Annotated in this window: 18 protein-coding genes; 5 read left to right on the top strand and 13 right to left on the bottom strand. The window is 68.6% G+C overall.

The window, feature by feature from the left end; genetic code table 11:
- Positions 1-34: 34 nt before the first annotated feature.
- Complete coding sequence (locus tag AB3X10_RS01895; protein WP_369978575.1) at positions 35-589, top strand: ankyrin repeat domain-containing protein; 555 nt, start codon at positions 35-37, stop codon at positions 587-589.
- 81 nt (positions 590-670) lie between these two features.
- Here the strand turns inward: AB3X10_RS01895 and AB3X10_RS01900 are convergent, their stop codons facing one another.
- Positions 671-1,420, bottom strand: coding sequence for a CPBP family intramembrane glutamic endopeptidase (locus AB3X10_RS01900; RefSeq protein ID WP_369978577.1), 750 nt, complete (start codon positions 1,418-1,420; stop codon positions 671-673).
- Positions 1,421-1,647: 227 nt separating this feature from the next.
- Positions 1,648-2,874, bottom strand: a complete 1,227-nt coding sequence (locus tag AB3X10_RS01905) for an MFS transporter (RefSeq protein ID WP_369978579.1) — start codon at positions 2,872-2,874, stop codon at positions 1,648-1,650.
- Positions 2,875-2,965: 91 nt separating this feature from the next.
- Between AB3X10_RS01905 and AB3X10_RS01910 the strand changes: the two genes are divergently transcribed.
- Positions 2,966-3,430 carry a winged helix-turn-helix transcriptional regulator gene (locus AB3X10_RS01910; protein WP_369978581.1) on the top strand — a complete coding sequence of 155 codons (465 nt, stop codon included), beginning with the start codon at positions 2,966-2,968 and terminating at the stop codon, positions 3,428-3,430.
- A gap of 273 nt (positions 3,431-3,703) precedes the next feature.
- The gene (locus AB3X10_RS01915; RefSeq protein WP_369978583.1) at positions 3,704-5,284 is read left to right on the top strand and encodes an SDR family NAD(P)-dependent oxidoreductase; all 1,581 of its coding nucleotides are present in this window, start codon (positions 3,704-3,706) and stop codon (positions 5,282-5,284) included.
- Between the two features lie 48 nt (positions 5,285-5,332).
- Here AB3X10_RS01915 and AB3X10_RS01920 read toward each other — a convergent pair whose 3' ends face one another.
- From AB3X10_RS01920 to AB3X10_RS01930, 3 genes are all read right to left on the bottom strand, one after another.
- Positions 5,333-5,635: a hypothetical protein gene (locus tag AB3X10_RS01920; RefSeq protein ID WP_369978585.1), complete on the bottom strand. Its 303-nt coding sequence runs from the start codon at positions 5,633-5,635 to the stop codon at positions 5,333-5,335.
- A gap of 8 nt (positions 5,636-5,643) precedes the next feature.
- Positions 5,644-6,057, bottom strand: coding sequence for a hypothetical protein (locus AB3X10_RS01925; protein ID WP_369978587.1), 414 nt, complete (start codon positions 6,055-6,057; stop codon positions 5,644-5,646).
- A gap of 328 nt (positions 6,058-6,385) precedes the next feature.
- The gene (locus AB3X10_RS01930; RefSeq protein WP_369978589.1) at positions 6,386-8,482 is read right to left on the bottom strand and encodes an alpha/beta fold hydrolase; all 2,097 of its coding nucleotides are present in this window, start codon (positions 8,480-8,482) and stop codon (positions 6,386-6,388) included.
- Between the two features lie 287 nt (positions 8,483-8,769).
- Between AB3X10_RS01930 and AB3X10_RS01935 the strand changes: the two genes are divergently transcribed.
- A complete protein-coding gene (locus AB3X10_RS01935) occupies positions 8,770-9,168 on the top strand; it encodes a TfoX/Sxy family protein (RefSeq protein ID WP_369978591.1) in 399 nt (132 codons plus the stop codon).
- Between the two features lie 114 nt (positions 9,169-9,282).
- Here the strand turns inward: AB3X10_RS01935 and AB3X10_RS01940 are convergent, their stop codons facing one another.
- Positions 9,283-9,750, bottom strand: a complete 468-nt coding sequence (locus AB3X10_RS01940; RefSeq protein ID WP_369978593.1) for a metallophosphoesterase family protein — start codon at positions 9,748-9,750, stop codon at positions 9,283-9,285.
- Positions 9,751-9,891: 141 nt separating this feature from the next.
- Between AB3X10_RS01940 and AB3X10_RS01945 the strand changes: the two genes are divergently transcribed.
- On the top strand, positions 9,892-10,197 hold the full coding sequence (locus tag AB3X10_RS01945) for a hypothetical protein (protein ID WP_369978595.1): 306 nt from the start codon (positions 9,892-9,894) through the stop codon (positions 10,195-10,197).
- Between the two features lie 118 nt (positions 10,198-10,315).
- On the opposite strand, the gene AB3X10_RS01950 is transcribed toward AB3X10_RS01945, so the two are convergent.
- The 7 genes from AB3X10_RS01950 to AB3X10_RS01980 form a co-directional block, all read right to left on the bottom strand.
- A complete protein-coding gene (locus AB3X10_RS01950; protein ID WP_369978597.1) occupies positions 10,316-10,714 on the bottom strand; it encodes a VOC family protein in 399 nt (132 codons plus the stop codon).
- Between the two features lie 100 nt (positions 10,715-10,814).
- Positions 10,815-11,801: an AI-2E family transporter gene (locus AB3X10_RS01955; protein ID WP_369981602.1), complete on the bottom strand. Its 987-nt coding sequence runs from the start codon at positions 11,799-11,801 to the stop codon at positions 10,815-10,817.
- A 211-nt stretch (positions 11,802-12,012) separates the two neighbouring features.
- Positions 12,013-12,321 carry a hypothetical protein gene (locus AB3X10_RS01960; protein ID WP_369978599.1) on the bottom strand — a complete coding sequence of 103 codons (309 nt, stop codon included), beginning with the start codon at positions 12,319-12,321 and terminating at the stop codon, positions 12,013-12,015.
- A 104-nt stretch (positions 12,322-12,425) separates the two neighbouring features.
- Positions 12,426-12,842 carry a DUF3052 domain-containing protein gene (locus AB3X10_RS01965; protein ID WP_369978601.1) on the bottom strand — a complete coding sequence of 139 codons (417 nt, stop codon included), beginning with the start codon at positions 12,840-12,842 and terminating at the stop codon, positions 12,426-12,428.
- 160 nt (positions 12,843-13,002) lie between these two features.
- Positions 13,003-13,422, bottom strand: a complete 420-nt coding sequence (locus tag AB3X10_RS01970) for a hypothetical protein (RefSeq protein WP_369978603.1) — start codon at positions 13,420-13,422, stop codon at positions 13,003-13,005.
- Positions 13,423-13,481: 59 nt separating this feature from the next.
- The gene (locus tag AB3X10_RS01975) at positions 13,482-13,814 is read right to left on the bottom strand and encodes a hypothetical protein (RefSeq protein ID WP_369978605.1); all 333 of its coding nucleotides are present in this window, start codon (positions 13,812-13,814) and stop codon (positions 13,482-13,484) included.
- 228 nt (positions 13,815-14,042) lie between these two features.
- Complete coding sequence (locus AB3X10_RS01980; protein WP_369978607.1) at positions 14,043-14,381, bottom strand: hypothetical protein; 339 nt, start codon at positions 14,379-14,381, stop codon at positions 14,043-14,045.
- Positions 14,382-14,431: the final 50 nt, after the last annotated feature.

Genomic DNA, 14,431 nt, shown 5'->3' on the forward strand with positions numbered 1-14,431 from the left:
CGCCGCGCTGCGCCTTCCTTCCCGGAGACCGAACATGCGTCGTTTGCTTCTTCTCGCGCTGAGCCTGATGGCCGCCCCGGCCGCCATCGCCGCGCCCGCAGCCGTTCCGGCCGACCCGGCCAAGGTCCAGGCGCAACTGCGCGACTATTTCTTCGATGCCGCGCGCGAAGGTCGCCAGGACATGCTGGCCGAGTTCATCCATGCCCACTACGACCTCAACACCCGCGACGACAAGGGCTATACCGCGTTGATCCTGGCCGCCTACCATGGCCAGCAGCCGGCGGTGGAGCAATTGCTGCGCGCAGGCGCCGATCCGTGCGCGCAGGACAAGCGCGGCAACACCGCGCTGATGGGCGCGATCTTCAAGGGCGAGCTGGCCATCGCCAAGCGGCTGATGCAGGCCGATTGCGCGCCCGACCAGCGCAACAACGCCGGGCAGACCGCGGCGATGTACGCGGCGCTGTTCCAGCGCACCGAGGTGCTGAAGGAGCTTGCCGCCAAGGGCGCCGATCTGCAGGCGAAGGATGCGCAGGGCAACGACGTGGCCAAGCTGCAGCGCGGCGAGTTCGCACAGGCGCCGCTGCACTGAAGCGCATGCGGAAACCAGCGGTACGCGCAGGCATGGCCGTGCTCCGCGCGCGCAGCCGACCGTGCCGCCATGCGGGCTCGTTCAATGCGGCGGCCACAGCGCCGCGAAGATGCACGCGTTCATCGCCAGGTTGAAGCTGGCATGCGCGGCCATCGCCGGGAACAACGAACCGCTGCGGTGCCGCAGCCACGCGAACAGCAGCGCCGTGCAGAACATCAGCCCGACCCACAGCGCAGCGGACAGCGGCAGCAGGCGGATGCCGGCCGCGGTCGCCAGCAGTCCGTGATGGCAAAGATGCACCAGGCCGAACAACAGCGCTTCGATACAGGTGCTGGCACGTAGCGAAAACCGCTCTTCCAGCGCGCGTTGCAGCAGGCCGCGGAAGAAGATCTCCTCGCCGATCGGGCTGAACAGCAGCGCGGGCACGGTGGCCACCAGAAACAGCTGCAGCGTGGTGAAACCCTGGTGGGGAATCGTGTCGCGGTAGTTGCGCGCGATGCTGACGAACCAGTTGTCCTCGCCGCTGCCGAAGGCGATGGCGCCGAGCGCGAAGCATGCAAGGGCGGCCAGCGTCCCCAACGCGATCGACGGCGCGAACCAGGCGGGCCGTATCGGCCGCACCAATCCGATCTGCTGGCGCCCTGCGCGGGAGAGCAGCAGCCACGGACTCGCTGCCATGCACACGAAGCCGAGCGGCAGCAGCCAGCGCCAGTGCGCCGGCGCCAGCGTGCCTGCCGCACGCATGGCGGCGAAGACCAGCGCCAATGCCACGGCAACAGGCAACCCGCGCGCGCTGCTGAACTTCCACGAGAGACGCGAGGTCAGGGACATGGGCCGATCTCGCTCGCTCGATGTGGATGCGCTGGTGCGCGTAGCGCAGGCTACTGTGCGGGTGCTCGGCCGTGCAAGCGTGCGATTACTGGAGAGGCTGCAACAGACGCTCGGGAGCTTCAGTGGCCACAGACGCTACCGGCGGCGCTCATGGCAAGGAATGGCCGAGGCCACCCGGTGTCGTTTCCAAATGCGTCGCCAACGGCGGTTACACGCGACGACGATGGCTAGCGAGCGGGTTCCGCCGGCATCCAGCGCAGCGTCGCCGCCCAGAACAGCAGCGCCGCCGCGCTGGTCGCCGCTCCCAGCATGCACACGCCCGTCCATCCGGCATGCGCATAGGTGGCGGTGGCGGCGATCGCGCCCAGGCCGCTGCCCAGCGCGTAGAACAGCATGTAGCCGGCCACGCGCCGGCTGTGCGCCTGCGCGTCGCCGCGGAAGATCAGGCTCTGGTTGAGGACGTGGATGGCCTGGCCCGCCATGTCCAGCACGACGATGCCGAGGATCAGCGCCGACAGCCAGCGCATGCCCAGCGCCAGCGGCAACCACGAGGCCAGCAGCAACGCCAGCATCAGCCCGCTGCCGCGCTGCGCCCAGCCACGGTCCGCCCAGCGCCCGGCGCGCGCCGCGGCCAGGGCGCCGATCGCCCCGACCAGGCCGAACGCGCCGATCGTGGTGTGCGAGTACGCATGCGGCTGCGCGCTCAGCGGCAGCACCAGCGCGGTCCAGAACACCGAGAAACTGGCGAACATCGGCAGTGCGATGCCACCGCGGATCTGCAGCACGCGCTCGTGCGCCAGCATCTGCAGCATCGAGCGCAGCAGCGCGGCGTAGGCGGGCGGTCGCTGCGGCGCGGGCAGGGCCGGCAGCGCGCGCCGCAACCACAGCAGCAACGCCAGGGTCAGCGCCGCGGACAGCGCATAGACGCCGCGCCAGCCGGCCAGGTCGGCGATGGCGCCAGCCAGCACCCGTGCCAGCAACAGGCCGATCACCACGCCGGCCTGGGCCGCGCCGACCACCCGGCCGCGTTCGGCCGGGGCGGCGCTGGCCGCGGCGTAGGCGATCAGGCCCTGGGTCATCGCGGTGCCCAGCAGGCCCACGGCGAGCATGCCGGCCAGCAATGCCGGCAGCGTCGGTGCCGCGGCCACCGCCAGCAGCGCGGCCAGCAACGCGCCGGCTTGCCACAGCATCAGCGGGCGCCGCGCATGGCGGTCGCCCAGCGGCACCACCAGCAACAGCGCCAGCGCGCATCCGGCCTGGGTCGCGGCGATCACGCCGCCGGCAGCGCCCTGGCCGATGCCGAATTCCGCCGCCAAGGCGTCCAGCAGCGGCTGCGCGAAGTAGACGTTGGCGACGCTGGCGCCGCTGGCGCAGGCGAGCAGCGCCACCTGCGCGCGGCGCAGCGCGGGTGGCTCGGGCTGGCGCTCGGGCAAGTTCTGTCTGGGTGTCCGCATCGAAACTGGTTTCAATTAAAAACCAGTAACAGACTGTCGTGTTTGGTTTTAAAATGCAACCGGATTCCGCATTCGGCGGTTGCGAGCGCATATGGCCAGACGCAGCAAGGAACACCCCCAGCCGTGCCCGGTGGCGCGTTCGGTGGACCTGATCGGCGAGCGCTGGGCGTTGCTGATCGTGCGCGACGCCTTCGACGGCGTCTGCCGGTTCGGCGATTTCCAGCGCAGCCTGGGCATGGCGCGCAACATCCTGGCCGATCGCCTGCGCCTGCTGGTCGAGGCGCGGATCCTGGCGCTGCGGCCGGCCGCCGACGGCAGCGCCTACCAGGAGTACGCGCTCACCGAGAAGGGCGAGCAGCTGTTCCCGCTGCTGCTGGCGTTGCGGCAATGGGGCGAGCGCCATCTGTTCGTGCCGGGCGAGGCGCATTCGCGCCTGCTCGATCGGCGCACCGGCAAGCCGGTGCCGGCGATGTTGCCGCGCGACGGCGCCGGGCGCGCGCTCAAGCCGCGGCAGACGGTGCTGCGCAAGGTCGACGCGCCTGCCGATGGCGCATGAGCGCGGCGCCGGTGCCGTGCGCCGCGGTCGCCGTCCGCGTCGGGCCGCCAGGCGGGATTGCGCCATGAGGCGCGGCCGACATGGCGCCGGCACCCCAGGATCGGCGAAAATGCCGCTCGGCCGGTCCATCCCGGCCCCCTGCAACGCCTCTTGCGCTGCCGTTGTCCGTTCGCCGCAAGCGCCGGGCGCGCCGCAGCTTCGCTCACCGCCGTTTTGCGTCGGCTTCCTGCCGCGCGTGCGTCAGGCCTCGCCGCCGCCCATCCCGGATCTGCCTTGAACACCACCGCCTCGCCCCCTGCCACCGACGACCTGCCCCTGACCGAGCGCCTGCGCGTCGCCCTGGACCTGCTCGAAGCCATCGATGCCGACCGCAGCGTGCTCGATGCCTTGCCCGAGGCCGACCGCGTGCGCCTGCACCAGGTCGTCGCCAAGGTCTACCATCCCGAGCCCAAGGCGCGCCGGCAACTGCTCAAGCAGCAGGCGCGTGAACGCCACCAGGAAAAGGTGCGCAAGGCCGAGGCGCTGCTCGAGCAGACCGGCATCCGCGCGCTGCGGCGCAAGCCGGTGTTCAGCACGCCGAACTATTTCCCGCCGCATGCCGCCGGCCTGCACGATGCCAGCAATGCCGCGGTCGAAGCGCCCGAGGTGGCGCATTCGCCCGAACTGCGCCACTGCTACGTGTGCAAGCAGAAGTTCACCAGGCTGCACCATTTCTACGACCAGATGTGCCCGGCCTGCGCCGAGCTGAACTACTTCAAGCGCACCGAGACCGCCGATCTGCGCGGCCGGGTGGCGCTGCTGACCGGCGGCCGGGTCAAGATCGGCTACCAGGCCGGGCTGAAGCTGCTGCGCGCCGGCGCCGAGCTGATCGTGACCACGCGCTTCCCGCGCGATTCGGCCGCGCGCTACGCGCAGGAACCGGATTTCGCCGAGTGGGGGCACCGCCTGCAGGTGTTCGGCCTGGACCTGCGCCACACGCCCAGCGTGGAGGCGTTCTGCAGCCAGTTGCTGGCCACGCGCGCGCGCCTGGACTTCATCGTCAACAACGCCTGCCAGACCGTGCGCCGGCCGCCGCAGTTCTACGCGCACATGATGGCCGGCGAGACCGCCGCGCTGCACGAACTACCCGAGCACGTGCGCCGCCTGGTCGGCCACTACGAAGGCCTGCGCAGCCCGGAGCTGCTGCCGGCGGCGTCGGCGACCACGCTGGCGGCGGGCCAGGGCCACGGCCTCAGCGGCGCCGACGGCCTGACCCGCGCCGCCGAGCTGTCGCAGGTGCCGCTGCTGGCCGACGAACTGCTCGGCCAGCAGCACCTGTTCCCGGAAGGGCGGCTGGACCAGGACCTGCAGCAGGTGGACCTGCGCGGGCGCAACTCCTGGCGCCTGCTGATGGCCGAAGTGCCGTCGGTGGAGTTGCTGGAGACGCAGCTGGTCAACGCCATCGCGCCGTTCATCATCAACGCGCGGCTCAAGCCGTTGATGCTGCGCACGCCCGAGCGCGACAAGCACATCGTCAACGTGTCGGCGATGGAGGGGCAGTTCTACCGCAACTTCAAGACCACCCGGCATCCGCACACCAACATGGCCAAGGCCGCGTTGAACATGATGACGCGGACCTCGGCCGCCGATTACCAGAACGACGGCATCCACATGAACAGCGTGGACACCGGCTGGGTCACCGACGAGGATCCGGCCGAGATCGCCGCGCGCAAGGTGCAGGAAGAGCGCTTCCATCCGCCGCTGGACATCGTCGACGGCGCCGCGCGCATCGTCGACCCGATCATCCACGGCTTCAACACCGGCGAGCACGTGTGGGGGCAGTTCCTGAAGGACTACGCGCCGACGGACTGGTGAGGCGGCGTGGTGCCTCCTCGCCGGAGCGCGCTGGCACCCATGCGCGCGTCAGCCCTGCCGGCGCAGCCGCCTGGCCTTGAAGCGGGTCGCAAGCCAGGAACCCAGGCCAAGCCGGCCGACCAGCCAGCGCAGACCGAGGAACCACAGGCAGGCCGGCCATACCAGCAAGGCAATGGCGAGCGTCGACAGTCCGAGATCGAACGCCGTCATCGTGCCGGCTACGTAGCAATCCCCATGGGGCGGACAGCCCAGCTCGGCGTACAGGCGCTCGATCCTGTCGGAGAGCGCCAGCGGAACATAGGCGAGCGCAAGCCACCACAAGGATTGGACGATCCGCTTGAGGATGCCCATGTTCGCCATCAACCGGATGGGGCCGAGCCGGCCGAGGAGTCGCCCTGGTCGCGTTCGCGGCCCCAGAATTCCACCATGATGGTCATCAAGGTCCACACGATCAGCGTGGGTTGCACCTTGTCGGGCAGCAGGTCGTGGCCTTTGAGCATGATGTCGATCATCTGCGGCATCGTCAGCGCCAGCAGCAGCGTGTAGATCGCGTACGCGACCCGGTGCCGGCTGCTGGAAATGAACAGGATGGAGATGACCGAGCTGGCGAGGATGGCCAGCACCACGCCGAAGCGCCAGCCGTCGAGCCGTTCCGTGCCGGTGAGGACCAGGCCCAGCACGGCGCCGAAGAAAGTGTTGATCCCGCTCAGATTCGCCTGGTATTCGCCAGCGGACATCCTCCCCAGGCCGAACTTGCCCAGCGCACCGACCACTCTGTTTCGCACAGACGCTCCCCCTTTCCCTTGGCTGCATCCCCGGCGCTCCTGCCGTTCGCTCGGCGGAGGGCCTCCCTGCGGCCAACTCTAGCAACAATCGCGGCCGTGGCAGCGGGGCGGCGCGCAGGTCCGGCCAGGGCGCCGCGTCCGCGCTGTCGGGGACGAGCGCAGGGCGTCGGGTTCCCGCGCATGCCGAGATTGCCGGATGGCACGATGCCGCGACTCTGGATCCAGGGCGGCGCGTGGTGCGCGCACGCCGCCGGTCAGTGCGTCCGGCGCCGTCGCGGCGTGCACGACGCAGACACGTCGTGACGCCTCCGCACGCCTACTTGCGCACGCTCTGCGTGTGCGACTTCAGCGCGTCCTCCAGGCCCGGCACCTGCGCCGCGCCGTCCGGCACGCTGAGGCTGGAACCGACCAGGTCCTGCTCGAACGGCTGGGTGCGTCCGCCCAGGCATTTGCCCAGGAACGCTTCGCTGACCGCGTTGAAGGCCTTGCTGTTCTCCGGCCGCGCGAAGCCGTGGCCCTCGTCGGGAAACAGCACGTAGGTCACCGGGATCTGCTTGGCCTTCAGCGCGTTGACGATCTGGTCGGCCTCGGCCTGCTTGACCCGCGGGTCGTTGGCGCCCTGGCCGATCAGCAGCGGCCTGGCGATGCGATCGGCGCGGCTCAGCGGCGAGCGTTCTTCCAGCAGTTTCTTGCCGGCCTCGGTGCGCGGATCGCCGATGCGCCTCGCCATCTGCTCGAAACCGGATTTCCAGTACGGCGGGATGGTGCTGAGCAAGGTGTTCAAGTTGGACGGACCGACGATGTCCACGCCGCACTTGAACGTGTCCGGCGTGAAGCTCAGCCCGACCAGCGTGGCGTAACCGCCGTAGCTGCCGCCCATGATCGCGACCTGGTCTTTGCGGGTGACGCCCTGCTGCACCGCCCACTGCACCGCATCGAGCAGGTCGTCGTGCATCTTGCCGGCCCACTCGCCGTCGCCGGCGTTGGTGAAGCGCTTACCGAAGCCGGTGGAGCCGCGGTAGTTGACCTGCAGCACCGCATAGCCGCGGTTGGCCAGCCACTGGTTGTAGCCGCTGTAGCCGTAGTCGTCGCGCGCCCACGGCCCGCCGTGCACGAACAGCACCAGCGGCACCGGCTTGTCGGCCTTGCCGTCGGCGTTGGCATCGGCCTCGCGCGGCAGGGTGAGGTAGCTGACCAGGGTCAGCCCGTCGCGCGAGCGGATCTCCTGCGGCCACTGCGGCACCAGCGGCTGCCCTTCCAGCGCCGGGCGCGCGGCGAACAGCTTGGTCAGCTTGCCGGCAGCGGACGGCACGCGGTCGTAGCGGTAGAACGTGGCCGGCGCATCGGCGGCGGAGTAGGCCACGATCCAGGTGCGGTCGTCCTGGGTGCGGGTCAGCACCGAGATCTCGCCCGGGCCGATCGCCTGCAGCTGCTTGATGTCCGCGGCGATGGCCGGGTCCAGCACCTTCCATTCCGGGCGCAGGTAATTCGATTCCACCGCCTGCACCTCGCCGCTGCGCGGATCGGTCAGGGTGCCGCCCACGTCGGCGCGCGCATCCTCGAACAGCAGCTTGCGCGTGCCGCTGGCCACGTCCACCGCGTACAGCGCCGAGGTGTCGCGCTGGCGCGAATCGACGAAGTACAGCGTCTTGCCGTCGGCGGTGAAGCCGGACGGCGCGGTGGTCAGCGAATCCTCGAACGGGATCTCCTCGCGCTTCTGCCAGCCGCCCTTGCCGTCGGGCTGCAACAGGTCCTCGCCGCCGTCCTCGCGCGAACGCGTCGCCAGCCGCACCTGGTAGTCGTCGTCGGCCAGGTACTCGCCGATCTGATCGGTGTTCTTCTGCAGCAGGGTGCGCTTGCCGCCGACCAGGTCGACCCGGTACAGGTCGTGCCACTGCGCGTCGCGGTCGTTCATGCCGACCAGGATCGATTCCGGATGCGTGCGGCTGACCGCCACCACCCGCGCGCGGGTCCTGGGGAAGTCGCTGAGGTCGCGGCCGTTGCCGCCCTTGGCGACGTCGAGCGCGAACAGGTGGAAATCCTCGTCGCCGCCGCTGTCGCGCATGTACAGCAAGGTGTCGGGCAGGAACGACCAGAAATAGGAGCGGATGCCGCGGCCGCTGTCGTGGGTGACGGCGCGCGCCTTGTCGGGCGCGTCGGCCGGCGCGACCCAGACGTTGAGCACGCCGTCCACCGGCGCCAGCCAGCTCAGGGTCTTGCCGTCGGGGCTCAACTGCACGCTGCTGCGCTCGGGGTTGCCGAACAGCACGTCGCGCGGGATCAACGGCGGTGCCGCGGCGGCCGCTGCCGGCGTCTGCGCGGCCGGCGCGTCCTTGGCGGCGGGAGCGGCGGCCTGCTGCGAGCAGGCGGAGACGGCGAGGGCGAGACTGGAGGCCAGGACGAGGCGGCGCATGCGTGCTCCGGGAGATCGGTGGGAAGGGGAGAGGTTGTTACTCTATAACATGTCCGCATTCCAGTGGCGGATGCCTCCCGCGCCAGTGCTGCGTCGTGGACGGGCGGGGCGGTTCAGTGTCGCTCGCCGGTGGCGCCGGCGGCTACGCCTTGCGCGCGCCACGGAGGCGTACGCGTCGGCGTGGCGAACCGCATGCGGCCATCGTGCCGGCGCGCGGCCGAGCTGGCGCTTGCGCTTTGCCGGCGGCAATGCAGAATCCGCCGTTACCCCAAGCGCAGAGCGACCCCATGGCCTCCGATGCCGGCTACGTGGATTACGTCATGGAACAGGCGGCGCTCGGCGCCGCGCTGACCAGCAAGAAGATGTTCGGCGAATACGCGCTGTACCTGGACGGCAAGGTGGTGGCGTTCGTCTGCGACAACCAGGTCTTCGTCAAGCCGACCGCCGCCGGCCGCGCGCTGCTCCACGAGGTGGTCGAACAGGCGCCGTATCCGGGCGGCAAGCCGCACTACCTGATCGACGAAGGCCTGGAGGACCGCGCCCTGTTGCAGCGCCTGCTGCGCGCCACGGCGCAGGCGCTGCCTGCTGCCAAACCGGCCAAACCGGCCAAACCGGCCAAGGCGGCCAAGGCGGCCAAGGCGGCCAAGGCGGCCAAGCGCGCGGGCAAGCCGCCAGCGCCGCGTTAGAGACAGCGATCGTCCTGCGCTATCCAGCGCCGTTCGGAGTGCCGCGGGTACACGGGGTTGCGAGTGGTCGTTGGCGATCGGCCACGACAGCTGCCGGCGCCGGCCAGCTTCGCCTCACGCCAGTGCGCACAACGCGCCGCGGACGCCGCCAGCGTCCAGGTACAGATAGCCCACGCCGATCGGCAGGCTGAAGCGCCGCGGCCCGGCGCTGCCGGGATTGATGTACAGCACGCCGTCGCGGCTTTGCAGCGCCGGCTTGTGCGAATGCCCGCTGATCACCACGTCCGCGGACGTGGCATTGCGCGCCAGCGTCTTCAGGTCGTGCAGCACGTGCAGGCGGATGCCCGCGATCTCGACGTCCAGCGTGTCGGGCAAGGCCTGCGCCCATGGCGCGGTATCGATGTTGCCGCGAATCGCATGCAGCGGCGCGAGCGCGCGCAGCGCGTCGAGGATCTCCGGCTTGCCGATGTCGCCGGCATGCACGATGGCCACGCAATCGCGCATCGCCGCCAGCGCCTGCGGCCGCAGCAGGCCGTGGGTGTCGGAGATCAGGCCGATTCGCAGGGGCTGGGCGGAAGACATCGGCAAGGCTTCGCAACGGGACGGAGTGCTAGCCTAACCCTCACGCTCGCAAGGCCGCGTGCCGTTCCGAGCGAAACACCCCTTTCACCGCATCGCGAGCGCCACATGCCTGCATCGCTTCATCGGGAACCAGCGGCCTACGTGGAAAAGGCCGACGCCGCGGCGATCCTGGTCAGGACGCTCCGTGGCGAACACGAGATGGCGGTGCGCGCGCTCGGTTTCGCATGCACCGGCCAGGTTGGCGTCTATTCCATGGCCGTGCGCGACGATGCGGAAAAGGCCAAGGCATTCCACGCGCTGCGCGACCTCGGCCTGGCCTTTGCCGCCGGAAGGGAGTGGTGCCCGGCGGACGTCTTCGCTTACCTGCGCGACAAGGGGCTGCTGAGCGGACCGTTCCTGCGCATCGCCTGGACCGGGCCGGGCCGTTACCGATTGGAGGATGCGTGATCCTGCGCCACGCGGGGCGGCTGGTCGCGACCGCCGCATCCTGGGCGAGTCGCCAAGCGCATCGGCAAGCATGGGCGGTCTGGCTCCGCGTTACCGGGAAACATCGCCCGACGCCGAGTCACGGCGCCTGGTTGATGACCGCCTCGAGGTGGTGGCCATCCGGGTCCACCACGAACGCGGCGTAGTAACCGGGGCCATAGTCCGGACGCAGGCCGGCGCCGCCGTTGCTGCGGCCGCCATGGTGCAGCGCCGCCTCGTGGAACGCGGCGACCGCGTCCCGGTTGGGCGCCGCGAAGGCGAGATGGAAGCCGGGACCGGGCGCGCGGGCATCGGCGCCGCGCAGCTTGATCGCCAGCAGGTCGCCGCCACCGGCCACGCCATAGCCGACGGCCTGGTCGTCGTCCCCGGGGCACAGGTCTTCCCACACCCGGGCATAGCCGAGTGCGCCCAGCACCGCGTCGTAGAAACGTGCGGCGCGCTCGATGTCTGCGACACCGAGGGAAACGTGATGGAGCATGGCGTGGAGTTCCTGGGCAAGTGGATCGACACCGCCCGTGCGCGAGCTGGCGACGTGCAATGGTACGCGGCCTGCGTCGCAGGCACGCCGCCAACGCGGATCAATCCGTCGGCACGCCGACGTCGCTATCGCCCAACGCATGGTGCACGTACAGATGCTTGACCAGCACGTACAGCACCACGGTCAGCGGCGCCGCCAACACCACCCCCATCGGCCCGAACAGCACGCCGATGCCGAACAGCGAGAACAGCAGCAGGGCCGGCGGCAGGTTCACCGCCCGCGCCTGGATCAGCGGTTGCAGCACATGGCCCTCGATCTGCTGCAGGACCACGAACACCAGCAGCGCGCCCAGCGCCACCTGCGGGCTGACGGTGAAGCCCAGCAGCACCGCCGGGATCGCTGCCACGATCGGGCCGACGATCGGGATGAAGTCCAGCAGCGCGGTCAACAGGCCGATGCCCAGCGCCACCGGAACGCCCAGCAGCCACAAGCCCAGCGCGGTCAGGCTGCCGACCACCAGCATCGCCAGGAACTGGCCGCCCAGCCAGGCGCGCAGTACCTGGCCGCTGGCGGTCAATGCCTCGTCGGCGACATCGCGCCGGTCGCGCGGCAACAGCCGCAGCAACCCGCGCCGATACAGCTTGGGCTGCGCGGCCAGGTAGACGCCGCCGACGAGCATCAGCACCGCATCGGTGATGCCGCCGCCGGCCGACATCACGATCGCGCCGGCATGCGTGGCCAGGGTCGAGGCGCCGTCGCGCAGCTGGTCGGGGATGTTCTCGATCTGCGGCCCGAGCGGGCCGGACTGCAGCCAGGCATGGAACTTGTTCCACGCCGCCGGCAGGGTGGTACGGAAGGCGTCGATCTGGGCGGCGACCTCGGTCCCGAACAGCACCACGATCGACGACAACAGCAGCACCAGCAGCACGATCACCAGGCCGAGCGCCGCCCCTTCCGGGACCGGCAGCCACCTGCGCAGCGCCGACGCCAGCCCATGCAGCAGCACGCCCACCACCACCGCCCCGAACACCACCAGCAGCAGTTCGGAGAGCTGCCAGGCCAGCAGCGCCAGGCCGCCCAGCGCCATGACGACCAGCACGCGCGCGGCGAAGGGCCGCAGCGGGGACGGAGAACTTGGGGCGGAGGCAAGCATGTGGCACATCCCGGCAGAACGGCAGTGTGCGGACGATACGGTCAGCGAAGTGCAAGGCGAGCGAAGAGCGCGAGGCGCCGCCGTCGCCGGAACCACCCGCGTTCATCGTGCGGGTACGGCGCGCATGACCCGCGTGGGCGCATTCCTAGCATTGGAAGAAGAAGTACACGAACGCCAACGCCAGGCCGCCTATCCACACGGCGATCATCCCGCAAAACCCAAGGCCGATGACGGCACCGCGGGAAAGCCAGCGCATGCCGCGCGAGCGTCGGACCAGATAGGCGAACAGCAGGCTGCCAACGACGACGCCCACGGCGACGACGAGCCAGCCCAGCAGGTTGACGATCGGGTCCTTGGGGCCGAATTCGGGCGGGCACTGGCTGGTCGCGCATGCGGGCAAGGAGAACGCAAGTAGCGCAATAAGCGCGCTGCCTGGCGAAAGCCGCTGTTGCATCTCGGTCCGTGCTGGCGCAGCAATTGAACAATGGCCGCACGGGCGTCGACGGACGCCAAGACCGCGACAGGCGAAACGGCCAGCACGGGGCGTGGGCCGCATGTCTATCTGAGTTCCTTGCGAATGACCAACTTCAAGCCCGACCAGATCGCGTCTACCGCGCACACCTTCACGTCGACGAAGCCGAGCGGCAGCGCCAACTCGCGGATGGTGTCTTCGCTGATGTCGGTCGGTAGCTTCGATGCCTTCTTGGGCCAGGAGACCCAGACAACGCCATTGGGCCGGATCGCGCTTCGCAGCACTGCGAGTTCGGCTTCCAGGACACTCTTGCGCTCGACGAAGAGATGCACGATGTCGGTGGCGGGAGAGACGGCCGATTCGAATGCGGCCCCAGCGGGAACCGGCTCGAGCAATGTGCGGTAGTTGTCGGGCGCCGATCGCGCAACCACTCTGCTGTTCGGCGCGATCCCCAGCTTTTGGGCGAGAGGCGTTCCGGAGTAGCCGGCGGGCTTCATGCTCATGACTGTCTGCATGCCTGAATGTGTGGCGGCACCGGGCCGGAAACACGAACACGGCCCAAGCTGGGCACGCAGTCGCCATTGTGCGGCGGGCTCAGCTTGAATGCATCGCCGGCTGCTGCATCGCGAAGCAGCGTCCGCTCGAACAGATCGCCAGAGCCCATCAGTCCCACCAACAGGCAATGGGGCGTGTCCCGCTGGGAACTTGATAAGGCTCGCATGATCGATCGGCGAATCCCGCCCAGGTCTCGTCGGGCTTCAAGTGCTTGGGGAACCATGTCGCCACTTCTTCGGGCGTGGCAGAGGTCATGATGTAGACGGTATCCGAAAACGGCCACTCTGGAACGTCGAACGCGGTGATCTGAACACGGATGTCTTCGACATCCGGACGCTGCGCGATACTGCGGAAGAGATTGTAGAACGCGTCGGGTGCCGGAGCGCCGTCGAGGTTGCAGCCGATGCTCCCGACCTCGATGTTCCCCTCGAAGAACTCCTCGATGCTCAGCAGTGGGCACGGTGTACCGGGCTCGTCGGGATGCCCAAGACGGCTGACGCGTTCGGTGATGCGATCGAGAGGGGTCATGTGGGCTCCAACGTTTGAACTGAGCTGACGCGCGAGGTGGCATCGGTTTGAGTGGATCGTTAGGTGTCGAGCTCGCGAAGCCTCTGCTCGATCTTGTCCCGGTCCAAGCAGCGAGCAACCACGGGCCAATGCCGTGCCGCGGCAATATGCCGTATGCCAATGCCGGTAGCCAGGCCGACGATAAGTGCGCCAACCGTCGTGAGCAACGCCAGTAACGACTGAGAGCGCAGGACGCCAAGGACGATCGCGACAACGAGGAATGGAACCAATAGTCCGACAACTTCTCGCTTGAGCATCGATCGCCAGCTGTTGTCTATCGGCTCGTTCAGACTTGCCAGCATCCATGCTAGCGCGTGTTTCTCCTGGCGCTTGTTGAGTGGACGTAACTTCATTTGATCTCCGAACGTGAACTATGCCGAGCCGCCAAGTGGAACTCTGCTTGAGTAGGCTGCTGTGTGGTGCTTCCCTCCAGCAACCGTGCACGATGACACGATCATCTCCGCCCCGCGCGAGTGTCGAGTACTCCCGATCTCCATGGACGACTCGCTGAGATGCCATTTGCACTGCCTTGTGCATGGATCAGGCCGAGTTGCCGGGTAGCGTCGTTGGGTCCTGCCTGCCTAGACGGACATAACGACGGACAGAAATCCCGAGCCAATCCAGATGAGAAACAAAAGCCCAACGCTAGGCAACAACAGCGGACGAATGCTTGCACCAACGATGGCAACGACCATCATTGCCAATGTGCAGCCCCAAAACATGGGCCTTGTGCCAGAACTCCAAGCGAGCCAGTGTGGCGGGCCAATGAGGGATGCATAAAGGATGGAATTTTCTGGTAGCCAGTCGTGCCTGTAAAGCACAATCAGGCAAAGGGCGATGTACGCTAGGACTGCGGAAGAAATGAATGCCGCTGCAACGAATGCAACAAAGCGAGCAGATGAAGCATTGGGAATTTTCATTTCCATGCAAGGACCAGTTATGCGGAACAACGTCTAAGTTAAGTCTATTC

Origin of the sequence: Xanthomonas sp. DAR 80977 (assembly GCF_041240605.1) — a bacterium.
GTDB lineage: Bacteria > Pseudomonadota > Gammaproteobacteria > Xanthomonadales > Xanthomonadaceae > Xanthomonas_A > Xanthomonas_A bundabergensis.

Bases quoted from the DNA above. Each gene is read 5' to 3' on its own strand.
- AB3X10_RS01895 (WP_369978575.1), top strand. From the start codon at position 35: ATGCGTCGTTTGCTTCTTCTCGCGCTGAGCCTGATGGCCGCCCCGGCC.
- AB3X10_RS01900 (WP_369978577.1), bottom strand. From the start codon at position 1,420: ATGTCCCTGACCTCGCGTCTCTCGTGGAAGTTCAGCAGCGCGCGCGGG.
- AB3X10_RS01905 (WP_369978579.1), bottom strand. From the start codon at position 2,874: ATGCGGACACCCAGACAGAACTTGCCCGAGCGCCAGCCCGAGCCACCC.
- AB3X10_RS01910 (WP_369978581.1), top strand. From the start codon at position 2,966: ATGGCCAGACGCAGCAAGGAACACCCCCAGCCGTGCCCGGTGGCGCGT.
- AB3X10_RS01920 (WP_369978585.1), bottom strand. From the start codon at position 5,635: ATGGGCATCCTCAAGCGGATCGTCCAATCCTTGTGGTGGCTTGCGCTC.
- AB3X10_RS01930 (WP_369978589.1), bottom strand. From the start codon at position 8,482: ATGCGCCGCCTCGTCCTGGCCTCCAGTCTCGCCCTCGCCGTCTCCGCC.
- AB3X10_RS01935 (WP_369978591.1), top strand. From the start codon at position 8,770: ATGGCCTCCGATGCCGGCTACGTGGATTACGTCATGGAACAGGCGGCG.
- AB3X10_RS01940 (WP_369978593.1), bottom strand. From the start codon at position 9,750: ATGTCTTCCGCCCAGCCCCTGCGAATCGGCCTGATCTCCGACACCCAC.
- AB3X10_RS01950 (WP_369978597.1), bottom strand. From the start codon at position 10,714: ATGCTCCATCACGTTTCCCTCGGTGTCGCAGACATCGAGCGCGCCGCA.
- AB3X10_RS01955 (WP_369981602.1), bottom strand. From the start codon at position 11,801: ATGGCGCTGGGCGGCCTGGCGCTGCTGGCCTGGCAGCTCTCCGAACTG.
- AB3X10_RS01960 (WP_369978599.1), bottom strand. From the start codon at position 12,321: ATGCAACAGCGGCTTTCGCCAGGCAGCGCGCTTATTGCGCTACTTGCG.
- AB3X10_RS01965 (WP_369978601.1), bottom strand. From the start codon at position 12,842: ATGAGCATGAAGCCCGCCGGCTACTCCGGAACGCCTCTCGCCCAAAAG.
- AB3X10_RS01970 (WP_369978603.1), bottom strand. From the start codon at position 13,422: ATGACCCCTCTCGATCGCATCACCGAACGCGTCAGCCGTCTTGGGCAT.
- AB3X10_RS01975 (WP_369978605.1), bottom strand. From the start codon at position 13,814: ATGAAGTTACGTCCACTCAACAAGCGCCAGGAGAAACACGCGCTAGCA.
- AB3X10_RS01980 (WP_369978607.1), bottom strand. From the start codon at position 14,381: ATGAAAATTCCCAATGCTTCATCTGCTCGCTTTGTTGCATTCGTTGCA.